This window comes from Bacillus capparidis, from assembly GCF_017832095.1.
GTDB classification, from domain to species: domain Bacteria; phylum Bacillota; class Bacilli; order Bacillales; family Bacillaceae; genus Bacillus; species Bacillus gobiensis.
Genome location: NZ_JAFDST010000001.1, coordinates 220108 through 246093, shown reverse-complemented (window position 1 = coordinate 246093; position 25986 = coordinate 220108). Strand labels below are relative to the sequence as shown.

The following is a 25986-nucleotide window of genomic DNA, read 5'->3' as shown; positions in this document are numbered from 1 at the left end:
ACCCATTAATAATAGCTAATTTAACAGGGATTCGCAAAGGAAGAAAAGTGAAAATCAATGTTTTAGACGGATTGTAACAACCCGCTATTTTATATCTATTAGAAAAATACGTGGAAGTGCGCGGTTATAAGGGGGTTCATAGTGTGAATTTGTAATACATCTGTTAACAAACTGAAATGTTGTTTCACTTACAAAAAAAAGGCTCCAATAAGGAGACCTTTTGCTTAGCCTTGATTCATTTTTCTTATTTTATCTTCTGATTCTATCTGATTCGGCTTAGAGAGAAACCATCCGCCCACTGCAATTCCAGCCAGAACGATCCAGAAAATGAGATTAAACAGGCCGCCATGGATAAATTCATGAGATATCACGTGAATGTCCTCATGACCCAGTGTAAACAAAGCAAGCTTTACGCCTACCCATCCGACGATTAAAAACGCCGCTGTTTCTAAGCTTGGACGACTCTTCAACAGATTGACAAACATTGTGGCAGCAAACCTCATAATAACAACCCCGATTAATCCGCCGGCAAGAATAACAGCAAATTGTCCGCCGTCCATACCGCCAATTTCTGGTAAATTTGTTGCCGGAAGTGTTACGGCAAGCGCGACTGCTGCAAGTATGCTGTCAACAGCAAAAGCAATGTCCGCCAATTCGACTTTTAAAACAGTTGCCCAAAAGCCGCTTTGCTTCGTTTTCATTTCGTGCTCATCTTTTTTGAATACAAATTTTCTCAGCACATGATTGACAGCGATATACATGAGATAAATCGCTCCAATTGCTTGTACCTGCCAAACATTCACTAGGAAAGAAATTGCAAACAAAGCTCCAAATCGAAGAATTAATGCACCTGCTAAACCATAAAATAGAGCTTTTTTCCGCTGTTCATCAGGCAAGTGCTTAACCATTACTGCCATGACAAGGGCATTATCAGCAGCCAAAATCCCTTCCAATGCAATAAGCACCAGCAGTACCCAACCGTATTCTAATAATAATGATACATCCAACTGTTTCTTCCTCCTTAGTTTTTTCTTCTTCCATTTCCTAATAATGGCAGAAAATGAAAAAGACCTCTGCCATTATTAGGCAAAGGTCTTGCTAAACATGGTTAGAAAATCATGTCAACAAAGCCGATGAAATTAAATTTCATGAATTGACGACTTTGTTTCCGAAAAAACTTCCGGACGCTACTCCCCTTTGGAGAAAGAAGTATTCTTTTATAGACTAATCTTATTATGATTTGATCAGGTTGTCAACGTTTTTTTGAACCAAAACTTTCTACTCATGAAATCAGTACTCTTAAAAAAAACTATAAAAAAAGGAGGAGGAAAAATCATGCATACGATGTGGAAAGGATCGATCAGCTTCGGTTTAGTAAACATTCCGATAAAACTCTTTTCAGCAACGGAAGATAAGGATATAAAGCTCAGAACTCTTCATACTGCATGTCGTGCCCCTATTAAATACGAAAAAGTCTGTACAAATTGCAATCAAGAGGTCTCTCCGAAAGAAATTACAAAAGGGTATGAATACGTCAAAGGAAAATATGCGATTTTTTCAGAAGATGAGCTCGCTGAGTTAAAAGAAAAAAATGAAGAAAAAGCGGTAGAAATTGTTGATTTTGTCAAATTAGAAGAAATTGATCCGATCTATTTCAATCGATCCTATTACATGGGGCCGGGTGAAAACGGAGCTAAAGCATACAGCCTTCTGCGTGAAGCGCTACGGAAAACGGGAAAAATCGGAGTAGCCCATATTACCATACGTTCCAAAAAACAACTCGCAATATTAAGAGTGTTGGAAAATTCTCTTTTAATGGAAACCATTCATTATCCTGATGAAATCAGGCAAGCAGACCACGTCCCTGCCGTACCCGAAAATATTGAGATCAATGAAAAAGAGCTTCAAACGGCCATTAAGTTAATTGATGAATTGACGATTCCATTTGACCCTGAACAATATGAGGACACGTATCGTGTAGCGTTTTTGGAAAAAATCAAAGAAAAACTGCAAAAAGAAGATCCAGTCTCGCCTACTGCCACTCCGAAGGAAGATGTAGTTGACTTGGTCAGTGCCTTGCAAGCCAGCATAGAGCGTACAAAAACAGGTTCAACAAGACCGAAAAAACCTGTACCTCTTCATCAAAATGCCGAAAAGAAAAAACAAAAAACGACTCGAAAAAAAGCTACCGGAGCACAGTAAAACTTATGATTACAATGCAGCCTACTTTGATAGATACTGTCCCAACCGGGGAGAGCTGGCAATATGAAGTGAAATATGATGGATTTCGCGCCTTGTTCTATCTTTCTCGAGAAAAAATATCCCTGACAAGCAGGAACGGGCGATCATTAGATCTATACTTCCCTGAGCTTCTCTTGTTTGCGTCAGAGATCATCAATTCGTTTGACGATTCGCTTCCAGTTATGCTTGATGGCGAAATTACAGCTTTGGAAAATCCCAATAAATCCAATTTTGAATATGTTCAGCAACGTGGAAGAATGAAAAATTCCGAAATGATAAATTCCGCAGCTGACCGACGTCCAGTCGTTTTTTTGGCGTTCGATCTTTTACGTCTAGGAGAAGAAGACCTTTCTTCTTCGCCGCTGAAAATGAGGAAACAAAAGCTGAAGGAATGGGGAAAGCAACATAAGCTTCCTGTAGAGCCATCAATTGATGACAAAAAAGCGATTCAATTAATTCCTCCCTTTGAAAATAAAGAGCTGATATGGGACCACGTCATATTGAATGATGGAGAAGGCATTGTTGCTAAAAAGAAAAACAGTGAGTGGAAAAAAGGCAAAACGACCGACTGGATGAAAATAAAAAACTATAAGACAGCTGATGTTTTTATCAAAAGTTACAATCCCGCTAATCATTATATAGACGTAGCTGTCATAGATGATCACGGAAACTCTCTAACAGTTGCGCAGCTATATCATGGATTGTCTGCAGATGAACGTAATGCAATATTGACGATCATGAAACAAAACGGCACTCTCACAGGGTCAGGAACTTATATGATTCATCCATCCATTTGCTTGACTGTAAAGTATTTGTCCTATACGAACGGCGTATTGCGTGAGCCATCCTTCCTTTCATTTCAGCTGAAAAAAAGCTATGAGGAATGTACAATACAACAGTTGATTCTATCAACAAAATCGTTGCATCCTTCTGTAAAATTTACAAATTTGGATAAACCGATTTTCCCGAAAAAATCACTAAATAAGTCGGACTATTTAACCTATCTTATGCAGATCAGTGACGTTTTCTTGCCTTTTTTAAAGGACCGGGCGTTAACGGTTATTCGTTATCCGCACGGACCAGCTGGCGAATCTTTTTATCAGAAAAACAAACCTGAATATACACCGGATTTTATACACACGGCTCCTTCTAATTCACATGACTATATTCTTTGCCAGGATTATTCTTCGCTTCTTTGGCTTGGAAATCAGCTTGCTTTGGAATTTCACGTGCCCTTTCAAACCATTGATACGAACAATCCTGTTGAAATCGTATTTGACTTGGATCCTCCGTCTGCAAACGATTTTGAATTGGCTATCGAATGCGCGATTGAACTGAACCGTTTTCTACTTTCTCTCGGAATTCATTCGTTTCCGAAGCTATCTGGAAACAAGGGACTTCAGCTTTACATCCCCATATCTAAGGATTCGTTTTCGTATGAGGAAACAAGAAAGTTTACAGCGTTTACGGCAGATTATTGCATAGCATCCTTTCCGCATTTATTCACTACTGAAAGATTAATTAAAAATCGGCAGAATCTATTGTATTTAGATTATTTGCAGCATGCATACGGGAAAACGATCATTGCCCCTTATTCCCCGAGAGGTAATGAAGATGGTACGGTCGCTCTCCCGCTGTATTGGGACGAAGTAAATTCAAAGCTATCCCCGAAGGATTTTACGATGGAAAAGACGATAATCCGCCTGAAAAATAAAGGCTGCCCTTTCGGACAGATGAGACAGCAGCCTCAGGATCAACCAATTGCCGTTGTATTAGAGCATTTGAACCGTTCGTAACACACATTAATCTTGTAAGCGCTTTATCTGAACAAAAGATGCTGGCTGTGAATTCCTGCTTTTTTCAGCAAAATGATCAATTGCTCCTGTTCCTCCTGTGTCAGCCCGGAAAAAGCGCGGGCAATTCTTAAGGAATGAATCGGGTAAATTTCATCAAGATAGGTCCTTCCTTTTTCTGTTAAGTTTGCATATACGGATCTTTTGTCTTTTTGATCCTGTTCCCTAACGATAAAACCATTTCTTTCAAGCTTATCAATGACGTACGTCACGTTTCCGCTCACCAATAGCAGCCTGGACCCAATTTGCTGCAGCTTCTGGGGACCTCTCGTATACAACAGCTCCAGAACGGCAAATTCCGTAGGATTAAACCCGTGCTCTTTACTATCCCTGATACTGTGCTCGGAAACACTTTTAAACGCTTTCGCAAATACCTTATACAACGCCATTGATTTTTCAATTTCTTGGTCAGTAAAGGTTAGTCTCATCATTCATCTACCTCTTATTTTATTTTTTGTAAACCCTTACATTTAACTTTAACAAAAATTAAATGCTTTTTATACTGTATTCGGTAATTTTTTTAAAAACCCTTTTTTATTTTTCACAAAAAAAGAGTCCCCATCTCATGAGAAGAAACTCTTTACTGTGGGAACTTTGGTTTTTTATATGTGATTTTATGATAAAAATAGTTATATTCATCTTTTAATTCAGAAACGGTCATTCGATTTAATACCTCTTTATTATAAACTCCGATCGCGAGGAGCTTTTGAGAATAATAATTTCTTTGATCCTCCAAAGCCATTTTTAATTGGTGACTCATGGTTCCCTCAATACTCCTTTCTAACGTTTAATATTAGAATAACCGTTTATTGTTATAAAAAGATGAATCAAACGTAAATCTTTATCATTGGTTTTATTAAGAAATTTAAGAGGTCATGATGACTTGCGGTATAAGTCATTCTGGACAGCCCGCAGCAACGAAGGTCCTTTGTTTCCTGTGAGTGCCATAAACGCCTCCAGCATTTCATCACGCTTCAAATCCAAAGCAATTATTTCTTTAGCGAGTTTAATAGCTTTTTCCTCTTCCACTGTTCAACCTCCTAAAAAATATATATAATAAAGGATATACAGAGTCGTGTTTAAAATCACCTCTTATGTAATGTAATCTTCCGAATTTTTTATTATTTGTGTTAGATTTTCTTACAAGTGTCAGGTTTTTTATCAAACTTTTCTTTATAATGATAAAAAAGACATCACAGGGGTGGAAATATGACCATTGAAGATAAATCATATAAAGAAAAAAAAGTAATATCCATAGGAATTGTCAGTGAGCTGACGGGATTATCCGTACGGCAAATCAGATATTATGAGGAAAGAAAGCTCATATCTCCTCAACGTTCAACACGAGGCACGAGAAAATATTCCTTTTCCGATGTCGAAAAGCTTATGGAAATTGCCAACAAAAGAGAAGATGGGGTTCAAACTGCAGAAATTCTGAAAGATATGCGAAGAAGAGAGCAAGCGTTAAAAGGCGATAACCAGTTAAGAAATAAGATGCTGGAGGGCCAATTAAATGCGCACTTTAAATATAGAAACCGCTAATTATCAACGATTTATAAAGGTTTCACATGTCCGATAAAATCGATCATGATACGGCCGTCATCCATCGTTTTAACCCGAAACGCAACAGCTTCAGTATTCTCATTATAGCTTGCTTTAAACATATGGATGCCGGCTTCTGATATTTTGAAATCTTCAAATGCAAGTCCTTCTATTCCCCATGCTTTCTTTCCGTTAATGATTTCTTCGGGATCTGGAGAAGATCCTTCAACATAAAGCTTCTTCATTGTTGATACGTCTTCATTCAGAATCGCCATTAGCATTTCTTCTACTGCAACAAGCCGGCTGTCTCTGCCTTCGTCCTCGTTCTGGCAGCCTGTGATAAGCAATAACGATAGAAAAATAAAAACATAAAAATATTTCATTACTCTCTCCCCTCGCGGCTGGGATCTATTACTATGATATCCCGCGCCTTATCTCTTTTTCAATAGAATGATAAAACGTTTTCATTTCTGAAAGAGCAGCTTTTCTAAAGCTGCTCTTTCACATGAGTTTCGTAATAAAAGCTGTCGCAATTCCAAAATAGATGAGCAGGGAAAGGATATCATTTAACGTAGTTATTAGCGGTCCTGAAGCAATCGCGGGATCTACATTCATATACTGCAATACAATGGGCACAATTGTACCTGCCATTGTCCCGATTATTAGCGTAAGCAGAAGAGATAAACCAACGACAAAGCCCAGCAATAGTTCCCCCTGCCAGATAACTGCAATTCCAGTAATTAAAAGGGCGCAAACTGCCCCGATCATTAATCCGACTTTTAACTCACGGAAAATAAGCTTGCTTATCACTTTTTTATTTAAGTCTTCCTTTGAAAGACCGCGGATCACAACCGCCAATGATTGCGTCCCTGTATTGCCTGTCATGCCTGCGATCATCGGCATAAAAAAAGTCAGTGCGACTACCTGCTGCAAGGTACTTTCAAAAAAATTCAATATGCTTCCTGAAATAAGGCCGATAAATAATAACAGGATCAGCCAGGGAAGCCGGCGATAAGCTGCAATGTAAGCTTTCGTATCAAAATCTATTGCTTTCCCGGAAGCTGCAAATTTTTCATAATCCTCATCTGCTTCTTGAATCACGACATCTATTATGTCATCGACTGTAACAATTCCTACTAAAACATGATTCTCTTCAACTACGGGTATTGCCAAAAAGTTGTAACGTTCTATCAGCCTAGCTACCTCTTCCTGATCCTGAAGAGCCTCAGTAGCTATCACCCGGGTAAACATTAAATCTTTTACTTTTTCCTCTGGATCCCCTAAGATCAAATCTCTGTAGGATAAAACGCCAACCAGCTGCTTTTTGTCATTAATTACGTAAAGATAGTTGATGGATTCAGCAATTTCAGCAAGGCTTTTCAGCTTATCGACCGCATCCTTGACGGAATAATGCTCAGGAATCCATACAAACCGGTTCGTCATGATTCTTCCAGCCGTTTCAGGTGGATAGTTCATTAATTGCTGAACTGCTTGAAGCTCTTCTTTTTCCAAATTGGATAAAAATTGATATTTCAGCTCGCTGTCCATTTCTTCAAAGAGACTGGCAAGATCGTCGTTATCCATTTTATTCATAATATGAACCGTTTTTTCTCGTCCCACTTTTTTCAAAGCAGCGATTTGAAATTCATGTTCCAATTCACCAATCATATTTGTAATATCATCAATGTTTAGAAAGGAGAGAAATCTGGCGCGATGTTTTTCAGGCAGCTCCTTAAACAAACTGGCAACATCATATGGCTGAAGCTCATCGATAATGGCCCGAAACTCTTTTCTTTTGCTATCCCTCAAAACAAGGACAATTTTTACGATTAATTCATTGAGTGTCATATTGTTAACCATAGAATACCTCCTGTCACAGGAGATTCTTCTCACGTTTTTTTCGCATGGTGTAAGAACTGATCTCCATTTTCTGCTAGTTATGTCTTGCTGTAACGAATGCGGCTAGCTTACATGAAGACACGCCTCACTCACACCTCCTATATAAAAGTAACACAACAAGACAGCGGATAAAAAGAATCTAGCGTAAATTTTGAGCAATCTATCAGCAAGAATCCTTTATAATAATCCAACTCAAAATTCAGACAATTAGGAAGATATGACCTTTTTTTACTGGTTCTCCTACTTTATAATTATCACTATCCCACTCTCTCCCTCAGGTTTATTCAACGAAGCTCTGCCAAACGATTAGGGTCATAATCAAATTCCCAATTACCAAAAGGAGGCTTCACAATGCAAAAAGTCATGCGTTTAGTGCCCTATGTGATGAACAAAGCACTTCCGGAAGCAAATGAAACTCCAGAAGGTATCCGTCTCATTAAAGCTCCGGAAATTTGGGCTAAAGGCTTTAAGGGAAAAGATATTAAAGTCGCTGTGCTCGATACAGGCTGTGATATTACCCATCCCGATTTAAAGGATCAGATCATCGGAACGAAAAATTTCACTGATGATGATGAAGGCGCCCCCGAATTGGTGAACGATTATAATGGGCACGGAACCCACGTTGCAGGTACGATTGCCGCAAATGACAAAAATGGCGGAATCTCCGGAGTTGCTCCTGAAGCCGGTCTTCTTATCGTTAAAGTATTATCTGGCGAGAACGGGAGCGGAGCATATGAATGGATCATAAACGGCATAAATTACGCAGTCGACCAGAAAGTTGATATTATCAGCATGTCACTTGGCGGTCCTGAGGATGTGCCCGAGCTGCACGAAGCCATTACCCGCGCTGTCCAAAACGGGGTCCTTGTTGTCTGCGCCGCGGGAAATGAGGGAGATGGAGATACGGCTACTGAAGAATTTTCTTATCCTGCAGCCTACAATGAAGTCATTGCTGTAGGGTCTGTGACATTGACACGAGATTCTTCGGAATTTTCCAATGTAAATAAAGAAATCGATTTAGTTGCTCCAGGTGAAAAAATTATTTCTACATTACCTGGTGAAAAATACGGTGAACTTACAGGAACCTCAATGGCTGCACCTCACGCCAGCGGCTCTCTTGCAATCATTAAACAAATGGAGGAATCCTTGTTCGACCGTGATCTGTCTGAGCCGGAGGTTTATGGACAATTAATTCGCCGCACTTTACCTTTAGACGAATATCCGAAGACGCTGGTAGGAAACGGAATCCTTTACTTAACAGCGCCTGAAGTGCTTGCAGAAAAAGCGAGTAACGAAAAAATACTATCGGCTTATTAAAATTTCTTTTGACTAAATGCTCCTAGCAGGATATAATCAAGTCAAATTTCATACCGGAGAACTAGGTAATCTAACAATTGTTAGATTTTAAAAGGGAAGTTTGGTGAAATTCCAACGCGGTCCCGCCACTGTAAGTGAAGAAATTTTTCCAAAAGAAGTGCCACTGTTTATGAAACGGGAAGGATTAGGAAAAATTGATGATTCACAAGCCAGGAGACCTGCCTATTCTGACACACCAAAAACTCACGGTCGATGGGAGGGTGTTCGAATGACGTAACTTTGCTAGGTTTATACGTTTATTTTCCGCACACGTTTATATATTATAAACACCCACTTATCGACCAACTCGATTTGTGGGTGTTTTTATTTAGGAGGAAAGCAAGTGACGACAATTAAAACAAGCAATCTTGGATTCCCGCGCATTGGCGCAAACAGGGAATGGAAAAAATCTTTAGAAGCTTTTTGGAGAAAGGATAAGGATGTCAACGACTTTTTGCAGGAGATGGATACTCGATTAAAAATCAACATCGGCAAGCAAAAAGAACTAGATTTGATCCCAGTTTCAGACTTTACCTTTTATGACCATGTGCTGGATACTGCAGTAATGTTCAATTGGATTCCAAAACGGTTCCGTCATATTACGGATCCGCTAAGCCTCTATTTTGCAATGGCCAGAGGCACAGATGATGCCGTTTCCTGTGAAATGACGAAATGGTTTAACACCAATTATCATTATATCGTTCCAGAATATGATGAGGAAACTGAATATAAGCTTACAGAAAACAAGCCGCTTGCTGCCTATCGGAAAGTCAAAGAGGAATTTGGAATCGATTCAAAGCCGGTTGTTCTTGGAATCTATTCCTTTGTTACGCTTGCAAAAGGCTACAACGATGAAGAAAAGGGTCAAATTTACAACAAGCTACTCCCTCTTTATATCCAGCTTTTAAAAGAACTTGAAGCTGAAGGAGTCACTTGGGTGCAAATTGATGAGCCGGCGTTGGTTGCAGCAGACAATGCGGATGTACAAGCTGTAAAATCCTTGTATGAGCAAATTAAGTCAGAGCTTACAAGCGTTAAAATTTTATTGCAAACTTATTTCGACTCAGTTGATGAATACAAAGAATTGATCACGTATCCTGTTGATGGAATCGGTCTTGATTTTGTCCACGACAAAGGAAAGAATTTTGATTCTTTAAAAACGCATGGATTCCCTGTTGATAAAGTGCTTGCAGCAGGTATATTGGACGGGCGCAGCATCTGGAAAGCAGACCTCGAAGAACGGCTTGATTTCATCCAATCATTAGCAGGAGAATTGGACATTGCAGAGTTTTGGATCCAGCCTTCCTCCAGCCTATTGCACTTGCCGGTGGAAAAGCATCCGGATGAGCATCTTGATGAGGAACTGCTAAACGGGCTCTCCTTTGCAACAGACAAGCTTAGTGAGCTTAACCTATTGAAAAAGGGACTGATTTCAGGAAAAACTTCGATCCAAGAGGAAATCAAACAGTCTCAGAACGATTTAAACATCTTAAGGCAATACGCAGAAACAGGAAATCGCGAAGAAGGAACTCAGAAAGAACTTTTCCATAGAGAGCTTCCGTTCGAAGAGCGATTAACCCTTCAGCAAAACTCTCTGAAGCTTCCACTCTTGCCAACGACGACAATCGGCAGCTTTCCGCAGACGACTGAGGTCCGTAAAGCAAGATTGAAATGGCGGAAAAAAGAATGGAGCGATCAAGAGTATGAGAGCTTTATAAAAGCAGAAATAAAAAGATGGATTGACATCCAAGAGGAAATTGGGCTGGATGTTCTCGTTCACGGAGAATTTGAACGGACAGACATGGTTGAATTCTTCGGAGAAAAGCTTTCAGGATTTGCTTTCACCAAGTATGCATGGGTTCAATCATATGGTTCAAGATGTGTGCGTCCGCCGATTATCTATGGAGACGTTGCCTTCACAGAAGAAATGACTGTAAAAGAAACAGTATATGCCCAATCCCTGACTTCTAAAAAAGTAAAAGGAATGTTGACGGGACCTGTAACCATTCTTAACTGGTCTTTCCCGAGATACGATTTGCCGAAAAAAGAAATTGCTTTCCAAATCGCACGGGCATTGAAAAAGGAAGTCGAAGCTCTCGAGAAAGCCGGTATTACAATTATTCAAGTGGATGAGCCGGCCTTGCGTGAAGGCTTGCCTTTAAAAGAATCAGATTGGAATGAGTATTTAACTTGGGCAGCTGAAGCATTTAGATTGTCTACCTCAAGTGTGGAACCGACAACACAAATCCATACGCATATGTGCTACAGCCACTTCGAAGACATCGTTGATACGATTAATGACTTGGATGCAGACGTCATAACGATTGAGCATAGCAGAAGCCACGGCGAGCTAGTTAATTATCTGAAAAATGAGCCGTATGAAAAAGGACTTGGACTTGGCGTATATGATATACACAGTCCGAGGGTGCCGTCTGTACAGGAAATGATTGATATTATCGATGATGCCTTAACCGTATGTCCTACCGACCGTTTTTGGATCAATCCTGATTGCGGCTTAAAAACAAGGCAGCAAAAAGAAACGGTTGCTTCGTTGAAAAACATGGTTGACGCAGCAAAACAAGCAAGGAAAACAGCATCTGTTCAAGTATAAAATATAGAAAAATGAAAACTTTGCAGGTTTTTACTGCACCTCAATTGTTGGACTACTAACAATTGCAGGTGCAGTTTTTTTATGAAATTAGTATTTTATGAAAGTTGTAACTGTACGCTTCGAAGCTATAGTACTTTTAGAAAGCTCTTCTTTCCATTTTTTCTTGGTTAATTGATATTTACTATATAGATCTTTATAAGTCTTATTTAAAATTTTTATGGTTCTGGCTTCTTCCGGATAATTAATAAACGAAACAAGACTCTTTTGTGGTCACGTACCACCGAAAATCACACTCATTAACGGTTCTTATGCTGAAGTCACAACAGAATACGGCAAAACTGCTATATTGCAGCACTTTAAACAATAATGAGTAAACGGTTGGATAATGCTACAAAACAATTCATTTTGTCACAAATTTCAGATATACTTAAAGAGGTTAGAATTGCGAGGGGGAAAGCTAATGACACACGAATTATTTTTACAACGGGCAATTGAGCTGGCGGTATCAGGCGTAAATTCCGGAAAGGGCGGACCCTTCGGTGCTGTCATTGTTAAAAATGGAAAAATTATTGCTGAAGGGCAGAACAATGTCACAAGCAGCAACGATCCGACAGCCCACGCTGAGGTAACTGCTATTCGTGAAGCGTGTAAAGCCCTCGGTGAATACCAATTGGACGATTGTATACTCTATACTAGCAGTGAGCCTTGTCCTATGTGTCTTGGAGCAATATACTGGGCTCGTCCGAAAAAGGTTTATTTTGCCGCCAAGCATGAGGATGCTGCCCACGCCGGTTTTGATGACTCGTTTATTTATGATGAAATCGCTAAGCCGCATGAAAGCCGAAAAATTGTCTTTCATGAGCTGAATTTAGAAAACAAAATGGCGCCGTTTGAGTCTTGGGCTCAATACGAAAATAAAAAAGAATACTAATCAAAAACGAGCCACTGCTATGTAGCAGCGGCTCATTTTAACTTATCATTATTGTATTTCAAGCTCCACATCGATATTCCCTCTCGTTGCTTTGGAATACGGACAGAAATCGTGGGCATCATGAACGAGCTCTTTTAACTTTCCTTCATCGATCCCAGGATTTTTAACGATTAAAGTAACGCCAATTTTAAATCCGCCATCGCTATCATCTTTCAAAAGACTGACTTGCCCTTCAACTTCAGCTTTTATATCCACGTCTTTCTCTTTCGCAACATGCTGTAGTGCTCCGCCAAAGCATGCGGCATAGCCGGCAGCAAATAATTGCTCAGGGTTGGTGCCTGTTTCTCCGTTCTTTTTTTCATTAGGCATCACGATGTCCAGGTCTAGTACCTTATCATCAGATTGAATATGACCTGCTCTTCCTCCGACCGCCGTAGCCTTTGCAGTAAATATTTTTGCCATTTTTATTCCTCCTAATGTTCGTTTGTTCTACTCTTCTTATTTCACAAAAGCTCTCTCGTTAAACCTCTGAACGTTTAATAGATTTGGGATGTGGAATAGAAAAAATAAAACTTTAAAAAATTGGAGGTTCTAATCCATGAAATTCCACAAGCTTTATATGAATGGAGAATATACCGATTCCGATTCTACAGAAACAATAGATGTGATCAACCCTTCCACTGAGGAAACGATATCCCGTATATACAGCGGCACAAAAGAAGACGTAGATAAAGCCGTTCAAGCGGCAGTTGAAGCACAAAAGAAATGGGAGAAAACGACCTCTATTGAAAGAGGCAAATGGGTGAAGCAGCTTGGTGAAAAAATCGCCGAGAATCGTGAACTTTTTATCCTAGCCCTGGTAGAAGAACAAGGGAAAAGTTATCGCTTGGCCGAGGCCGAGGTTGATACAGCAATTGATTATTTTGCCTACATGTCAGAATGGGCACGAAGAATCGAAGGAGAAATTGTTCCTAGCGACCGCCCGAACGAAAATATTTTGATTTATCGCAAGCCAATTGGAGTTATTGGAGGAATCGTACCTTGGAATTTTCCGGTTTTTATTCTCGCGCGAAAAGTCGCAACAGCACTCGTAACCGGCTGCACCATTGTTTTAAAACCGAGCCAGCAGACGCCTAATACAGCTGCTCTCTTTACAAAGCTCGTTCACGAAGCAGGACTTCCTAAAGGCGTATACAATTATGTGACAGGTAAAGGCTCTACGATAGGCAAAGCACTTGCTTCTCATCCTTGTATTGCTATGATTACGATGACAGGCAGTGTTGAAGCAGGAGTAAAAGTGATGGAAGCTGCTGCACAAAATATTACGAAAGTGAATTTAGAGCTTGGAGGAAAAGCACCGGCCATCGTGACAAAGCACGCCAATCTTGATCTTGCGGTTGAAAAAATCAAAGAATCCCGCATCACAAACGCAGGTCAAGCCTGCACAAACGCTGAGAGAGTATACGTCCACGAAGATGTCAAAGATGAGTTTATCGAAAAATTAACGACAGCCATGAAAGAGACTTCGCTCGGCAACCCTCTGCAAAAGAAAGAGGCAGAAATGGGCCCGCTTATAAGTGAGGAACGACTGAAAGAGGTCGACGGAATGGTAAATGAAGCTGTAAACAGCGGCGCTCTTCTGCAGACGGGTGGAAATAGGCTTGACGAATCAGGATTCTTTTATGAACCGACGCTAATAACAAACGCCACCCATGATATGGACATCATGAAACAAGAAATATTCGGTCCGGTTCTTCCTATTGCTACATTTCAAACGTTAGATGAAGCCATTGATTTGGCAAATGACTCAGAATACGGCCTGTCATCCTCTATTTATACCGAGAACGTACACGAAGTCATGCGTGCAGCAAACGAGCTCAAATATGGAGAAACCTTCGTTAACCGAGAAAACTTCGAAGCCATACAGGGGTATCACGCCGGCATGAGAAAATCAGGTCTCGGAGGAGCAGATGGGAAACACGGAGTGGAGGACTTCCTCGCCACTCATGTTGTTTATATGGAGTATAATGACAACCAACAATGAATGAGTAGATTTATTCAAAGGTTGGTCAGATATAATTCCATAATAGGGGGATATATTCAAAAGATAGGTGAATAAAATTCGATCAAGGTAGAAATCGACTCATACAAAAGCGGATAGACATATATGCCTATCCGCTTTTGATTTATGTCTCTCTTACTTGGCCTGTCCCTTGAATGATAAATTTCGAAGAGGTGAGCGCCTGTAAGCCCATCGGCCCTCTCGCGTGAAGCTTCTGCGTGCTGATCCCGATTTCTGCTCCGTAGCCAAACTCAAAGCCGTCTGTAAAGCGTGTAGACGCGTTATGATAAACTGCAGCAGCATCAACCGATTTTTGAAAATGCTCAGCATGTGCAGTGTCTTCTGTAATAATTGCTTCAGAATGCTTTGTTCCAAAGGCTTCAATATGGGAAATTGCCTCGTTCAGCTCCCCGACAATCTTCACTCGAATAATCGGAGCCAAAAATTCGGTCTCCCATCCTGTCTCATCTGCTTGTTTGGCTGAAGGAAACAGCTCACAAACCCGTTTGTCACCTCTAATCTCCACTCCTTCACGCTCTAATGTTTCGAATAGATCAATACTGTGAGACAGTGCCCAATCGCTGTGCAGCAGCACCGTCTCAACCGAATTGCAAACTGACGGCCTCTGGACTTTGGCATTACGGACAATATTGATGGCCATTTGTTTATTTGCTGAAGCATCTACATAGATATGGCAGTTTCCTGCTCCGGTTTCCAGTACTGGAACTGTTGACTCTCTGATCACTGTTTGAATGAGCCCTTTGCCGCCGCGTGGAATTAATACATCGAGATACTCATTTAAGGTGAACAACGATTTGGCTGTTTCCTTGCTCGTATCTTCGATCAGCTGAACCGCCTCAGCGGGAAAGCCGGCTTCTACCAGGGCCTCTTGAATTGAACCGACAAGTGCCCGGTTACTGTGAGATGCAGATGAACTTCCTCTCAAAATGACGGCGTTCCCTGTTTTCACGCATAAGGTTGCCGCATCGACAGTTACGTTCGGGCGTGCTTCATAAATCATCCCGACTACTCCTAATGGAACACGGGTTTTGGTAATGAGAAGGCCATTTTCCTTTTCAATCGTTTCAATCGTCTCTCCAACAGGATCTTTAAGCTCTGTTAAAAGCTTTACGGCATCCGACATATCCCGGATTCGTTTTTCATCCAATCGCAGACGATCGATGACTGAGTCGGAAATTCCTTTTTCTTTTGCCGACAAAACGTCCTTTTCATTCTCTTCAAGCAATCTATCTAAATTGTCTAACAGTTTTTTTGCGATAGATAATAACGCTTGATCTTTCTCAACACTTGTTTTTTGTACTAATTCAAGCTTTATTTGTTTCGCTTTTTTCGCTTTTCTTATGACCTCATTCATCTACTTAACCTCCCCGTCAATTAGGTTGACCCAGTAATTTCTGTGAATAACTTCCGGCTTTCCTGCCGTTCCTATTTCTTCTATCTCAAAGGTTTTCTTTCCGCGCATTTTCAATAATTCTTCCGATGAATAAACGGTCTGCCCTTTTCCGATAATGCCGCCGGCTCCGGAAACTTCTACAACCGCCCCTCTCGGAAAATGGCCGATGACTTCCACTACACCTGCCGGAAGCAGGCTTTTTCCTTGGCTTCGTAAAGCGGATTCCGCTCCATGATCAATCATGATTCTCCCTGAGATCGGGGAATGAAAAGCAATCCACTGCTTAAGGTTGTTAATCGAAGTCAGGTCAGGCTCACCAATATACGTCCCATCCCCTTTTCCGAGTAATATATCGGATAATTTTTCTTCCCCTTCTCCATCACCGATAAATACTTTTACCCCTAATGACAGAGCCGTTTTCGCAGCCAAAATTTTCGATTTCATTCCGCCCGTCCCTACCTTTGAACCGGATGAAGAAATGGTCGCTGCAAGCTCATCTGTAATTTCACCGAGAAAATCGAAACGTTTTGCATTTGGATTCGATTTGGGATTTCCATCATAGATACCGTTGATGTCTGTTAAAATAATCAGCTGCTCCGCGTGAATCAGACCGCTGACCAAGGCAGAAAGCATATCGTTGTCTCCAAACGTCAATTCTTGAACGGAAACCGAATCATTTTCATTAATAATTGGTACGATCCCGCGTTCCAACAGTTCATTTATCGTAAAATAAGCATTTCGGTAACGGTCTCTTTTCACAAAATCATTTCGTGTCAATAAAATTTGAGCGGGTACGGTGTCTTTCAAGCAAAAATGTTTAATGTATTGCTGCATGAGAAGGCTTTGCCCCACCGCAGCCGCAGCTTGTCTGCCTTTGAGAGTGACTGGCATGGAAGGATAACCTAATTGGACAAAGCCTGACGCCACTGCTCCTGAAGAAATAAAGATCACCTCATGCCCCATTTTTTTCAAATAGGAAATCGCTTTGACGTGGTCTTTAATTTTTTCTTCGTCAATATATCCCTTGCTGTCTGTTAATGAGCTGCTGCCAACCTTAATCACAATTCTCTGTCTTTTCACTGGTTTTTCCTCCATTATCTTTATCACAGAAATAAAAAAAACTCTTTTCATCCCGATAGAAAGGACGAAAAGAGTTCCGTGGTACCACCTTAATTGAGCATGCGAAACAGGCACACTCCACTTCCACCACATAACGCAGGTTATGCGCCCGGATTTTTGTGCCGGGACTCAGAGGGAGGTTCTGCAGGCTTTTTGCCGCGAAATGTTGCAGCCTGGGCATTTCGCTCTCTTTTTGCAAAAGGTATCTGCATACTGGTCCTCTTCAACGCTCACTAATTTTTTATTATTATGAATAGGAAATCAAGGGTTGTCAAGAGTTTTTAGTTGAAAACGATTGTTTTATTTTCATGAACAAGGATTCTGTCTTCAATGTGCCACTTCACAGCTCTTGCCAGGACACTCCTCTCGATCGTACGGCCGATATTCTTTAGTGCTGCAGCATCATCGCGATGGTCGACCCTTTCAATATCCTGTTCAATAATCGGCCCTTCATCCAAGTCGTTTGTAACGTAATGAGAAGTAGCTCCAATTAGTTTTACCCCTCTATCATACGCTTTTTTATATGGATTTGCTCCAATAAATGCAGGCAGGAACGAATGGTGAATATTAATAATTTGGTTCGGAAAATGGGAAACAAAAGACGGCGTCAGGATTTGCATATATCTTGCCAGAACGATAAGTTCAATCTGATATCTCTCTAACAATTCCAGCTGTTTTGTTTCAACTTCCTTGCGAATTTCTTTATTTGCTTTCATATAATGGAAAGGAATATGTAATGATTCAACGATTTCCCTGGCTTCCTCATGGTTGCTGATCACAAGCGCAATATCCGCCATTAAATTCCCGCTTTGCCACTCCCAAATCAGCTCATGGAGGCAGTGAAGCTCCTTCGAAACAAAGATAGCCATTTTTTTCAGCTCGTTTGCCAAAGTAATTGACCAGTGCATTTGGAATTGCTCAGCAATCGGCGTGAATTTTTGTTGAAGCTCCAAGATTTCTTCTTTTATATTATTTTTCTCAAATAAAATTCTAAGAAAAAAACGGCCGTTTTCAGGATCGGTCGTGTATTGATGTGATTCAATAATATTCGCTCCGTTTTTAAAAAGAAAGGCAGATACGGCTGCGACAATACCCGGCTGGTCAGGACAGCTAACCAACAGCCTGACATTTCCTTCATTCGATGTTTTGTAATGATCTAATTTCTTGTTCATATACGATTTCATTTGCAGTTACCCTCATTATTGTAAGAATTTAAAGCCATTATACTGAAATTTTCATGAAAAATAAATCTGATTTTCTTAAGCAAAGAAAAATACAATCATTCAAGAGGATGAATGATTGTATTCCACTCTGCCGAACCATTGATACCGATTTTCAGAAATAAACTTGTAAACAGGATCTCCGATTTTCGAAACAAACGGAAAAAAAAGAAGGATGCCTATCGGGAGAGTAAGCGGAAGAAGTGATAATATTTTTCTTACGGTATCAAAGCCTTTGATTAGCTCCCCTTTTGAAGTTACCATATGGATTTCATCATAAATATTCCGATCCTTTAACGTTTGATAAAAGACGGACTGATCAATTTTCTGTACTGGAAACCATTCCAATCGCTTTGCCCAATCCAATTTGAGAATGACAGCTCTCACACTTCTGCATAGCGGGCACTCCGCATCATAAAAGACAAGATGTTTTTTCATCAGACGATATGCCTCCTTTATACTCCTATTCACTAAATAAAAGCAAGTTAAACGTATGGTTCAGCGCATTTCTTCTCCAATTGCTTTTGCCAGTGCTTTGCTGTGTTGAAGCCGATTCTTTCTCTCTTTTCCCCTTTGGACAGCGGTATTGAAAAGCATAATTTCTTCAGGTGATTCCGGAATCACCTGGGGTACTTTTTTGGGTTTTCCTTTTTCATCCAATGCAACAAACGTAAGAAAGGATGTGGCAGCAAGCGTACGTTCCCCCGTAATCAGATGCTCTTTGATTACTTTCACAAATACTTCCATAGAGGAATTGCCGACCCAGGTCACATATGATTCAAGACAAACACAATCTTCCTGGCGAATCGGCTGCAGGAAATCAACAGAATCTGTAGAGGCGGTAACCGTTTCGCAGCGAGAATGCCTGGCTGCAGAAATCGAGGCATTGTCGTCGATATAACTCATTAGCTTTCCGCCGAATAATGTATTGTGGTTATTTGTATCTAATGGAAAAACCCTGCTCGTTTTTACGACTCTGGAATCAGAGCAATACTTCGGTTTTAGGTTGTTCATATGTACCATCTCCTATTCAGGCATTTAATTTTATTTAACACGAACGATGCAATTTTGTCTAAAATTTAAACTTTATCCATTTTGTCATATTTTTGCACACTTTACTATACAGGACGTTTAATTTAAGCTTAAATAAGGAAAATACGATTGAATACGCATTTTAGGAGGTTTCTATGGCTTCTACGATCCCGCTAAGTGATAATCAACCATTTTGCTATAACGAATACGACATGCTGCAAAAGGTCGTTTTATGTTCACCTGAGCATATGTCGATTAAACGAATTATCAATGAAACACAAAAGTACTATGAAAATGAAAATATTCAAGCAGAAATCGCCATCAAGCAGCATCGAGAACTCTTGGCTGTACTTAAGAAGAAAGGAATTAACGTCATTGTTCTCCCTGCTTTAGAACGTTTTCCTGAGCAGGTATTTACGAGAGATATCGGTTTTACGATAGGGTCTGACATATTTATAGCTGAAATGGCAACAGATATTCGCGAAGGAGAACAAGAGGCGCTTATCGAGTGGCTGAAGACGCAAGGGATGCAATATCGCCAAATCACCGAAGCGAAAATTGAAGGCGGTGATGTAATCGTACATGAGGATACGGTTTACGTCGGGATCAGCAATCGAACTGAAATGGCAGCAGTCAATCAGCTGCAGAAGATGCTCCCCTCCTACCAGGTAATTCCTTTGCCAATTCATGATGAATTTTTGCATTTAGATTGTGTTTTCAATATTATTTCCCCTACAGAAGCGATTATTTATCCGGATGCATTCAATAAAAAAGAGTATGACATGCTTGCAGAACGATTTGATTTACTGCCCGTGACAGAAGATGAACAGTTTACGCTTGCTACAAATGTGTTGTCGCTTGGAAATAAACAGCTAATCAGCCTGTCTATTAACAAAAAAACAAATCAAGAGCTCATCAGCCGGGGGTATAAGATCATCGAAGTCGATATATCTGAAATCATCAAGTCGGGCGGCTCATTTCGCTGCTGCACTCTGCCAATTGTTCGGAAACAAGCGTAAAAAGAGTCTAAAAAGGCTCTATTTTTTGAACGTGGCGTAATGCTTGTTCATCCTAAAAAAAGGAACATTATTTTAGGCCAAAGGAGAACTATGATGATTCGTTTTGAAAATGTTTCAAAGCTATACGGAGGCGGAACGAAAGCCGTTAACGAATTAAATCTACAGATTGATGCTGGTGAATTTTTTGTTTTGATCGGTCCGAGCGGATGCGGAAAAACGACATCGTTAAAGATGATTAACCGCTTAGTTGATTTATCGGAAGGCACTATTTCGATAAATGGTAAAAAAATCAGCGATTATGATATCCATGAATTGCGCTGGAATATCGGCTATGTCCTTCAGCAAATCGCCCTTTTTCCCCACTTGACGATCGAGGAAAATATTTCGATTGTTCCAGAACTGAAAAAATGGAGCAAACGGAAAATTTCAGACCGAGTGGAAGAGCTCATGCATATGGTCGGGCTTGATCCAGACAAATACCGGCACAGAAAACCAAGTGAACTTTCAGGCGGACAGCAGCAGAGGGTCGGTGTCGTTCGTGCATTGGCGGCTGATCCTGAAATCCTTTTAATGGATGAGCCTTTCAGCGCACTAGATCCTATAAACAGAGAAAAGCTTCAGAAGGACATTGCAGATTTGCAAAGAAAAATTAAAAAAACGATTCTTTTTGTAACTCACGATATCCAGGAGGCGCTTGAGCTTGGTGATCGTTTAGCAATTATGAACGAGGGGGAACTTGTTCAATCCGGCACCCCTGAGGAAATCATCAATCATCCAGTAAACGATTTTGTCAGAAATTTTGTCGGGCTTCGTGCATCCAAACATCAATTTCTTGATCAACTTACGGCAGAAAGCTTGCTTGATCATACTGGAGATGAAGTGGCCGATCCGTTGCCTACTGTCTATTCGAATGCCTCTCTTGAAGAAGTTATCCCGCTTTTGGCCGCTGAACCAAGGGCAGCGGTTATGAAAAATGGTGAAGTGATCGGGACTATTACGAGGAAATCGGTGTTTCAGTATATAGCGAATCGAACGGTTAGAGAAAGGGAGAGAGGATGAATAGTTTTATAGATGCGTTTTACGGAAGGAAGGAGCAGCTTGCCAGTGCACTCATTGAACATATTCAAATCTCATTTGTTTCCTTGCTGCTGGCCATTCTTATTTCTATACCGCTTGGAATTTTTCTTACACGGAAAGACAAACTCGCTGAACCAATAATCGGTGTTACCGCCGTACTGCAAACGATTCCTTCCCTCGCACTGCTTGGTTTGTTGATTCCGTTAGCCGGGATAGGCAAAATTCCGGCTGTCATCGCGTTAACGATTTATGCGCTTCTCCCGATTTTACGGAATACATACACGGGAATTAAAGAAGTAGATCCGTCTCTCATTGAAGCTGCGAAGGGAATGGGAATGAACAGCAGAAAACGCCTTTCCAAGGTTGAAATCCCGCTTGCATTTCCTGTGATTATGGCTGGAGTTCGTACAGCCATGGTACTAATCATCGGCACCGCCACCTTAGCAGCATTAATCGGAGCTGGAGGACTCGGGGATATCATCTTGCTTGGAATTGATCGAAACGATAATGGGTTAATCTTAATTGGTGCTGTTCCGGCAGCTGTTCTAGCCATTCTATTTGATCTTCTCCTGCGTTTAATCGAACGAGCTTCTTCGAAAACAACTATAAGGATTGCTGGCCTCTCTCTAGCAGCTGTTATCCTGATCATATCAGCTCCTTTGGCTTTTGGCTGGGGAAAGAAAGACTTAGTGATTGCAGGAAAGCTCGGATCAGAGCCGGAAATTTTGATCAATATGTATAAGCTTCTTATCGAAGAGGATACCGATTTAAAGGTCGAATTGCAGCCCGGCCTTGGCAAGACCTCTTTTTTATTCAATGCACTAAGGTCCGGGGACATTGACTTATATCCCGAATTTACAGGAACCACTGTCGTCTCTCTCTTAAATGAAGATCCTGTAAGTACAGATGCAAAGGAAGTATTTGAACAGGCAAAAAATGGGGTGAGAGATCGATTTAATTTTACCTATCTTGAGCCTATGAGCTATAACAACACGTATGCTGTTGCTGTTACAAAGGAAGCAGCCGAACAATTTGGCCTGAATACAATATCAGATCTTACTCAGGCAGAAAGACAGCTGAAAGCAGGATTCACTGCCGAATTTGCTGATCGTGAAGATGGGTATAAGGGGATGCAGAAGCTATATGGGCTGAACCTTCCCAATGTCAGCAAAATGGAAGCCAGCGTGAGATACTCTGCCATTCAGTCCGGTCAGCTCAATCTTATAGATGTGTATTCAACAGACAGTGAAATCGAAGAATACAGGCTGAAAGTTCTTGAGGATGACAAAGGATTATTCCCTCCTTACCAAGGAGCACCTTTATTAAGAAATGAAACGCTGGAAGAATTTCCCGAGCTGAAGGACATTTTAAATCAGCTGTCGGGGAAAATTACCGATGACGAAATGAGAAAAATGAATTATGCCGTCAATTCAGAAAATCGGTCTGCCGAAGAAGTTGCTAGGGAATACCTTGAGCAACAGGGTCTGCTTAACAAGTAAAGCTGACAGAAATTTGTTTTCTGTCAGCTTTTTTCTAGAAGTAGCTATTTTCGAAGGACTTTATGAAAATTCCGGCGATTTGACGTGGCTTTCCGGCGATCCCCTCAATATTCAAGCGATCTTCAATCATCTGCTGCCAATCGTCACCTTCATCGCTTCGTTACGGTCTCCACTCGATTCTTTGCTGTACAAATGACAGGCCACATAATGATCGGAAGCAACTTCCTGCATCTCCGGTTTCTTCATTGCACATACATCCATGGCGGCGGGACAACGTGTTCGGAAGACGCAGCCTGAAGGAGGATGAATCGGGCTCGGAAGCTCTCCTTTTAAGATGATCCTCTCCCGTTTGTCTTCAATATCTGGATCAGGTATCGGAATCGCAGACAAGAGCGCTTGTGTGTATGGATGGAGCGGATTTTGATACAGTTCTTCACTAGCCGAAATTTCAGCCATATGCCCAAGATACATAACCCCGATTCGATCGCTTATGTGCTTTACCATTGACAAATCATGGGCAATAAATAAATATGTTAATCCGTTTTTTTTCTGAAGGTTTTTCAAAAGGTTGACGACTTGCGCTTGTACGGAGACGTCAAGCGCCGAAATTGGTTCATCTGCAACGATAAATTCCGGCTCCAAAACAAGTGACCGGGCAATTCCGATTCTCTGCCTCTGCCCTCCACTGAATTCATGGGGATATCGGTTCGCAAAATCACGGTTTAACCCGACGGATTCCAACAGCTCGTCCACTTTTTTCATCCGGTTTTTCTTCCCTTGGTGCAATCCGTGGATCTCCATTGGCTCTGTCAGTATTTCTCGGACGGTTAATCTAGGATTTAACGAAGCGTAAGGATCTTGAAAAATCATTTGTATTTTACGTTTGAATAAAAACTGGTCCCCTTCATGAACGCTGTGAAGATTCTGGCCATCGTATGTAATGGTACCTTCTGTCGGTTCATAAAGTCGCATTAGCATCCTTCCTGTTGTTGATTTTCCGCACCCTGATTCGCCGACAAGCCCAAAGGTTTCCCCTTTATAGATTTGAAAAGAAATGCCGTCAACAGCTTTTAGTGTAAGTCCTTTGGACAAATCAAAATGCTTTTTAAGCCCCTCTACCTTCACTAATACTTGATCGTTACTCATCGAATCCCTCCGCATCATACGTACAGCGGCGAGCTGCACAAAGCTCTTGTTCATATATCGTGCCGCTTAAAGTAATGATTTCCACAGTCCGACCTGTTTTAGGAGAATGAAGCATTTTGCCATCGCCATAATAGATACCGACATGATGAATACGGCCTCTCCCCTTCTCATAGGCAAAAAACAAAAGATCCCCCGGCAACAGTTCGTGTAACGGAACTTCTTTGCCATCCAGAACCTGATCGCTTGCATCTCTTGACAATCGATAGCCGTTTACTTTGCACATACTGTAAACAAAGCCTGAACAGTCGAACCCGAATCCGCTCATACCGCCCCAAAGGTAAGGCAAACCGAGAAATGCCTCACCGCTTGTAACGATGTCTGTTCCTGATCCTGGCGAAACAGGCTCTTTATGATCGATGATTGCTGAACCTTCTGTTTTTATCAATCTTTCTCCTCTTGGAGTATGTACATGAAGCCATTCCCCGCCATTTTTTGTTATGGGCAGCTCTGTTAAAAAACTAATCTCAAAATCAATTGAATCCGGATTGTGATATAGATTTGCCGTCGGCTTACTAATGACTGCCGTATGATCAGATCGGACCTTGCCTTCATTCGAAAGCTGGCAGCTGGGAATCCACCCCGGATATCCCCATGCATTCTTCGAGGACTTCTGTGCAGGAACAACAACCTTAGACCATTTCTCTCGTTCTTCCGTCACGATTACTTCCTGTCCGAACAAAGCTTGGGACTGGAGCAAATTTTTTGTGCAAAGCTCAAGTCTCTGATCATAATTAAGCATATCCAGCCATTCTCTTATATCAACCGGATTAGAAGTCACTAGATGATCGATTTCTCTCGGAGATTCAGGATCTGTCCATACATTTGCAATCGAAGTGCTGACAAACATAGTAGTATTTTGTTTCATTGCGTTTGCTCCTTTCTTGTATGAACTTGACTGATTCCGAGTCCGGGCCGGTCAAAAAAGGATATCATTCTTCCCGTATATTCAATACCGCCAACAACCCACTCTTCTTTAAGCATGAGAGGGGCATCAAAATCATATCTTGTAATATTTTTTTTGCTGGCCGCAAAATGAGCAGCAGCGCTAATGCCAATCTTCGTTTCAATCATGCTTCCAACCATGCACTCTACTCCGCAAGCCTCTGCAAGTGCATTGATTTTCGTTGCCCTGTGGATTCCGCCTGCTTCTCTGTAAAAACACTTTCATCAGCCATAATCAGTGTTTCAACGGCATCAGTCACTGCCTTTAGCCCTTCTATGTCATCTTTATGGACAGGCTGCTCAATAAGCTCGATTCCAAATCCAATGTCTTCCATTTTACGAATGGCAAAAATGGCCTCCTTAACGCTCCAGCCTTGATTCGCATCCAGTCTGATTTTTATGTCCTTCCCTATACGCCTTCTGATTTCCTTTATTCTTTCGATATCCTTATAAATGCTGTCTTTGCCAACTTTTATTTTAAGGACTTGAAAGCCTTCCGCAATATATCGCTCTGCATCCTCTGCCATCTCTTTCGGGCTGTTTACACTGACTGTATAGTCGGTTTCCAGCTGGTTTCTGTATCCACCCAAAAATTGATACAGAGGCATGCCGCAATATTGTGAAATTCCGTCGTATACCGCCATGTCAACAGCAGCTTTTGCACTTGAATTATGAATGAGCAATAGATTCATATCTTGGAGGATAGCTTCAAAGTTTAAAAGGTTTTTTCCGATAAGAAACGGCTTTAACACATTGTGAATCGCCGCATCTATACTTTCTGCACTTTCGCCTGTAATAACTACGGTAGGAGGAGCTTCTCCCCAGCAGATGATCTGATTTTCAATGGTCATTTTTACGACTACTGATTCAGCAATGCTGACTGTTCGGAGTGCCGTTTTAAATGGTTTCTTTAAAGGAACAGCGATACGAAATGTTTCGACGTCAGTAATTTTCATTCAACGA

Annotated in this window: 24 protein-coding genes, 1 pseudogene, 1 riboswitch and 1 other annotated feature; of the genes and pseudogenes, 10 read left to right on the top strand and 15 right to left on the bottom strand. The window is 41.0% G+C overall.

The window, feature by feature from the left end:
* Positions 1 to 224: 224 nt before the first annotated feature.
* Positions 225 to 1007 carry a MeeY/MeeF family manganese export membrane protein gene (locus JOC74_RS01245; protein ID WP_053602585.1) on the bottom strand — a complete coding sequence of 261 codons (783 nt, stop codon included), beginning with the start codon at positions 1005 to 1007 and terminating at the stop codon, positions 225 to 227.
* A 328-nt stretch (positions 1008 to 1335) separates the two neighbouring features.
* Between JOC74_RS01245 and ku the strand changes: the two genes are divergently transcribed.
* The gene (ku, locus tag JOC74_RS01240) at positions 1336 to 2202 is read left to right on the top strand and encodes a non-homologous end joining protein Ku (RefSeq protein WP_053602584.1); all 867 of its coding nucleotides are present in this window, start codon (positions 1336 to 1338) and stop codon (positions 2200 to 2202) included.
* A 14-nt stretch (positions 2203 to 2216) separates the two neighbouring features.
* Entirely contained in the window at positions 2217 to 4037 is a 1821-nt protein-coding gene (locus JOC74_RS01235) for a DNA ligase D (RefSeq protein ID WP_053605974.1), read from the top strand.
* A 23-nt stretch (positions 4038 to 4060) separates the two neighbouring features.
* Here JOC74_RS01235 and JOC74_RS01230 read toward each other — a convergent pair whose 3' ends face one another.
* From JOC74_RS01230 to ykzB, 3 genes are all read right to left on the bottom strand, one after another.
* Positions 4061 to 4525 carry a MarR family winged helix-turn-helix transcriptional regulator gene (locus tag JOC74_RS01230; RefSeq protein WP_098945192.1) on the bottom strand — a complete coding sequence of 155 codons (465 nt, stop codon included), beginning with the start codon at positions 4523 to 4525 and terminating at the stop codon, positions 4061 to 4063.
* A gap of 149 nt (positions 4526 to 4674) precedes the next feature.
* The gene (locus tag JOC74_RS01225) at positions 4675 to 4854 is read right to left on the bottom strand and encodes a Fur-regulated basic protein FbpA (protein ID WP_053602583.1); all 180 of its coding nucleotides are present in this window, start codon (positions 4852 to 4854) and stop codon (positions 4675 to 4677) included.
* A 113-nt stretch (positions 4855 to 4967) separates the two neighbouring features.
* Positions 4968 to 5123 carry a protein YkzB gene (gene ykzB / locus JOC74_RS01220; RefSeq protein ID WP_098945191.1) on the bottom strand — a complete coding sequence of 52 codons (156 nt, stop codon included), beginning with the start codon at positions 5121 to 5123 and terminating at the stop codon, positions 4968 to 4970.
* 180 nt (positions 5124 to 5303) lie between these two features.
* Between ykzB and JOC74_RS01215 the strand changes: the two genes are divergently transcribed.
* Complete coding sequence (locus JOC74_RS01215) at positions 5304 to 5636, top strand: MerR family transcriptional regulator (RefSeq protein WP_053602582.1); 333 nt, start codon at positions 5304 to 5306, stop codon at positions 5634 to 5636.
* A gap of 11 nt (positions 5637 to 5647) precedes the next feature.
* On the opposite strand, the gene JOC74_RS01210 is transcribed toward JOC74_RS01215, so the two are convergent.
* Positions 5648 to 6019 (bottom strand): hypothetical protein, encoded by a 372-nt coding sequence (locus JOC74_RS01210; RefSeq protein ID WP_053602581.1) that lies wholly within the window; start codon positions 6017 to 6019, stop codon positions 5648 to 5650.
* 118 nt (positions 6020 to 6137) lie between these two features.
* Positions 6138 to 7496 carry a magnesium transporter gene (gene mgtE / locus JOC74_RS01205; protein ID WP_053602580.1) on the bottom strand — a complete coding sequence of 453 codons (1359 nt, stop codon included), beginning with the start codon at positions 7494 to 7496 and terminating at the stop codon, positions 6138 to 6140.
* 390 nt (positions 7497 to 7886) lie between these two features.
* Between mgtE and isp the strand changes: the two genes are divergently transcribed.
* The 3 genes from isp (at position 7887) to guaD (ending at position 12433) form a co-directional block, all read left to right on the top strand.
* Positions 7887 to 8852, top strand: coding sequence for a serine protease Isp (gene isp / locus JOC74_RS01200; protein WP_053602579.1), 966 nt, complete (start codon positions 7887 to 7889; stop codon positions 8850 to 8852).
* A 46-nt stretch (positions 8853 to 8898) separates the two neighbouring features.
* Positions 8899 to 9092, top strand: a riboswitch (cobalamin riboswitch).
* A 142-nt stretch (positions 9093 to 9234) separates the two neighbouring features.
* Positions 9235 to 11502 carry a 5-methyltetrahydropteroyltriglutamate--homocysteine S-methyltransferase gene (gene metE / locus JOC74_RS01195; protein WP_053602578.1) on the top strand — a complete coding sequence of 756 codons (2268 nt, stop codon included), beginning with the start codon at positions 9235 to 9237 and terminating at the stop codon, positions 11500 to 11502.
* Between the two features lie 460 nt (positions 11503 to 11962).
* Positions 11963 to 12433: a guanine deaminase gene (gene guaD / locus JOC74_RS01190; RefSeq protein WP_053602577.1), complete on the top strand. Its 471-nt coding sequence runs from the start codon at positions 11963 to 11965 to the stop codon at positions 12431 to 12433.
* Between the two features lie 48 nt (positions 12434 to 12481).
* On the opposite strand, the gene ohrB is transcribed toward guaD, so the two are convergent.
* Positions 12482 to 12895: an organic hydroperoxide resistance protein OhrB gene (ohrB, locus tag JOC74_RS01185; RefSeq protein ID WP_053602576.1), complete on the bottom strand. Its 414-nt coding sequence runs from the start codon at positions 12893 to 12895 to the stop codon at positions 12482 to 12484.
* 136 nt (positions 12896 to 13031) lie between these two features.
* Here ohrB and aldA point away from each other — a divergent pair, with 136 nt between their 5' ends.
* Complete coding sequence (aldA, locus tag JOC74_RS01180; protein ID WP_053602575.1) at positions 13032 to 14477, top strand: aldehyde dehydrogenase; 1446 nt, start codon at positions 13032 to 13034, stop codon at positions 14475 to 14477.
* A gap of 142 nt (positions 14478 to 14619) precedes the next feature.
* On the opposite strand, the gene JOC74_RS01175 is transcribed toward aldA, so the two are convergent.
* The 5 genes from JOC74_RS01175 to JOC74_RS01155 all read right to left on the bottom strand — a co-directional run bounded on the left by JOC74_RS01175 (position 14620) and on the right by JOC74_RS01155 (position 19262).
* On the bottom strand, positions 14620 to 15870 hold the full coding sequence (locus tag JOC74_RS01175; protein ID WP_053602574.1) for a glutamate-5-semialdehyde dehydrogenase: 1251 nt from the start codon (positions 15868 to 15870) through the stop codon (positions 14620 to 14622).
* A complete protein-coding gene (gene proB, locus JOC74_RS01170) occupies positions 15871 to 16989 on the bottom strand; it encodes a glutamate 5-kinase (RefSeq protein WP_053605972.1) in 1119 nt (372 codons plus the stop codon).
* A gap of 57 nt (positions 16990 to 17046) precedes the next feature.
* Positions 17047 to 17264: a binding site (T-box leader), on the bottom strand.
* 45 nt (positions 17265 to 17309) lie between these two features.
* Positions 17310 to 18212 (bottom strand): formyltetrahydrofolate deformylase, encoded by a 903-nt coding sequence (gene purU, locus JOC74_RS01165; protein ID WP_053602573.1) that lies wholly within the window; start codon positions 18210 to 18212, stop codon positions 17310 to 17312.
* Positions 18213 to 18311: 99 nt separating this feature from the next.
* Positions 18312 to 18686, bottom strand: a complete 375-nt coding sequence (locus JOC74_RS01160; protein WP_053602572.1) for a thiol-disulfide oxidoreductase DCC family protein — start codon at positions 18684 to 18686, stop codon at positions 18312 to 18314.
* Positions 18687 to 18746: 60 nt separating this feature from the next.
* Positions 18747 to 19262 (bottom strand): acyl-CoA thioesterase, encoded by a 516-nt coding sequence (locus JOC74_RS01155; protein ID WP_053602571.1) that lies wholly within the window; start codon positions 19260 to 19262, stop codon positions 18747 to 18749.
* 173 nt (positions 19263 to 19435) lie between these two features.
* On the opposite strand from JOC74_RS01155, the gene JOC74_RS01150 reads away from it, so the two are divergent.
* The 3 genes from JOC74_RS01150 (at position 19436) to JOC74_RS01140 (ending at position 22875) form a co-directional block, all read left to right on the top strand.
* A complete protein-coding gene (locus tag JOC74_RS01150; RefSeq protein ID WP_053602570.1) occupies positions 19436 to 20299 on the top strand; it encodes a dimethylarginine dimethylaminohydrolase family protein in 864 nt (287 codons plus the stop codon).
* Between the two features lie 93 nt (positions 20300 to 20392).
* Positions 20393 to 21358 carry an ABC transporter ATP-binding protein gene (locus JOC74_RS01145; protein WP_053602569.1) on the top strand — a complete coding sequence of 322 codons (966 nt, stop codon included), beginning with the start codon at positions 20393 to 20395 and terminating at the stop codon, positions 21356 to 21358.
* The gene (locus tag JOC74_RS01140) at positions 21355 to 22875 is read left to right on the top strand and encodes an ABC transporter permease/substrate-binding protein (RefSeq protein WP_211086019.1); all 1521 of its coding nucleotides are present in this window, start codon (positions 21355 to 21357) and stop codon (positions 22873 to 22875) included. The genes JOC74_RS01145 and JOC74_RS01140 overlap by 4 nt, the downstream gene beginning before the upstream one ends.
* 126 nt (positions 22876 to 23001) lie before the next feature.
* Here the strand turns inward: JOC74_RS01140 and JOC74_RS01135 are convergent, their stop codons facing one another.
* The 3 genes and pseudogenes from JOC74_RS01135 to JOC74_RS01125 form a co-directional block, all read right to left on the bottom strand.
* Positions 23002 to 24021, bottom strand: a complete 1020-nt coding sequence (locus JOC74_RS01135) for an ABC transporter ATP-binding protein (RefSeq protein WP_245212776.1) — start codon at positions 24019 to 24021, stop codon at positions 23002 to 23004.
* The gene (locus JOC74_RS01130; protein WP_245212775.1) at positions 24014 to 24946 is read right to left on the bottom strand and encodes a C40 family peptidase; all 933 of its coding nucleotides are present in this window, start codon (positions 24944 to 24946) and stop codon (positions 24014 to 24016) included. Before JOC74_RS01130 ends, JOC74_RS01135 begins: the two co-directional genes overlap by 8 nt.
* A pseudogene (locus tag JOC74_RS01125) lies at positions 24943 to 25979 on the bottom strand (dipeptide epimerase). Before JOC74_RS01125 ends, JOC74_RS01130 begins: the two are co-directional and overlap by 4 nt.
* Positions 25980 to 25986 lie beyond the last annotated feature (7 nt).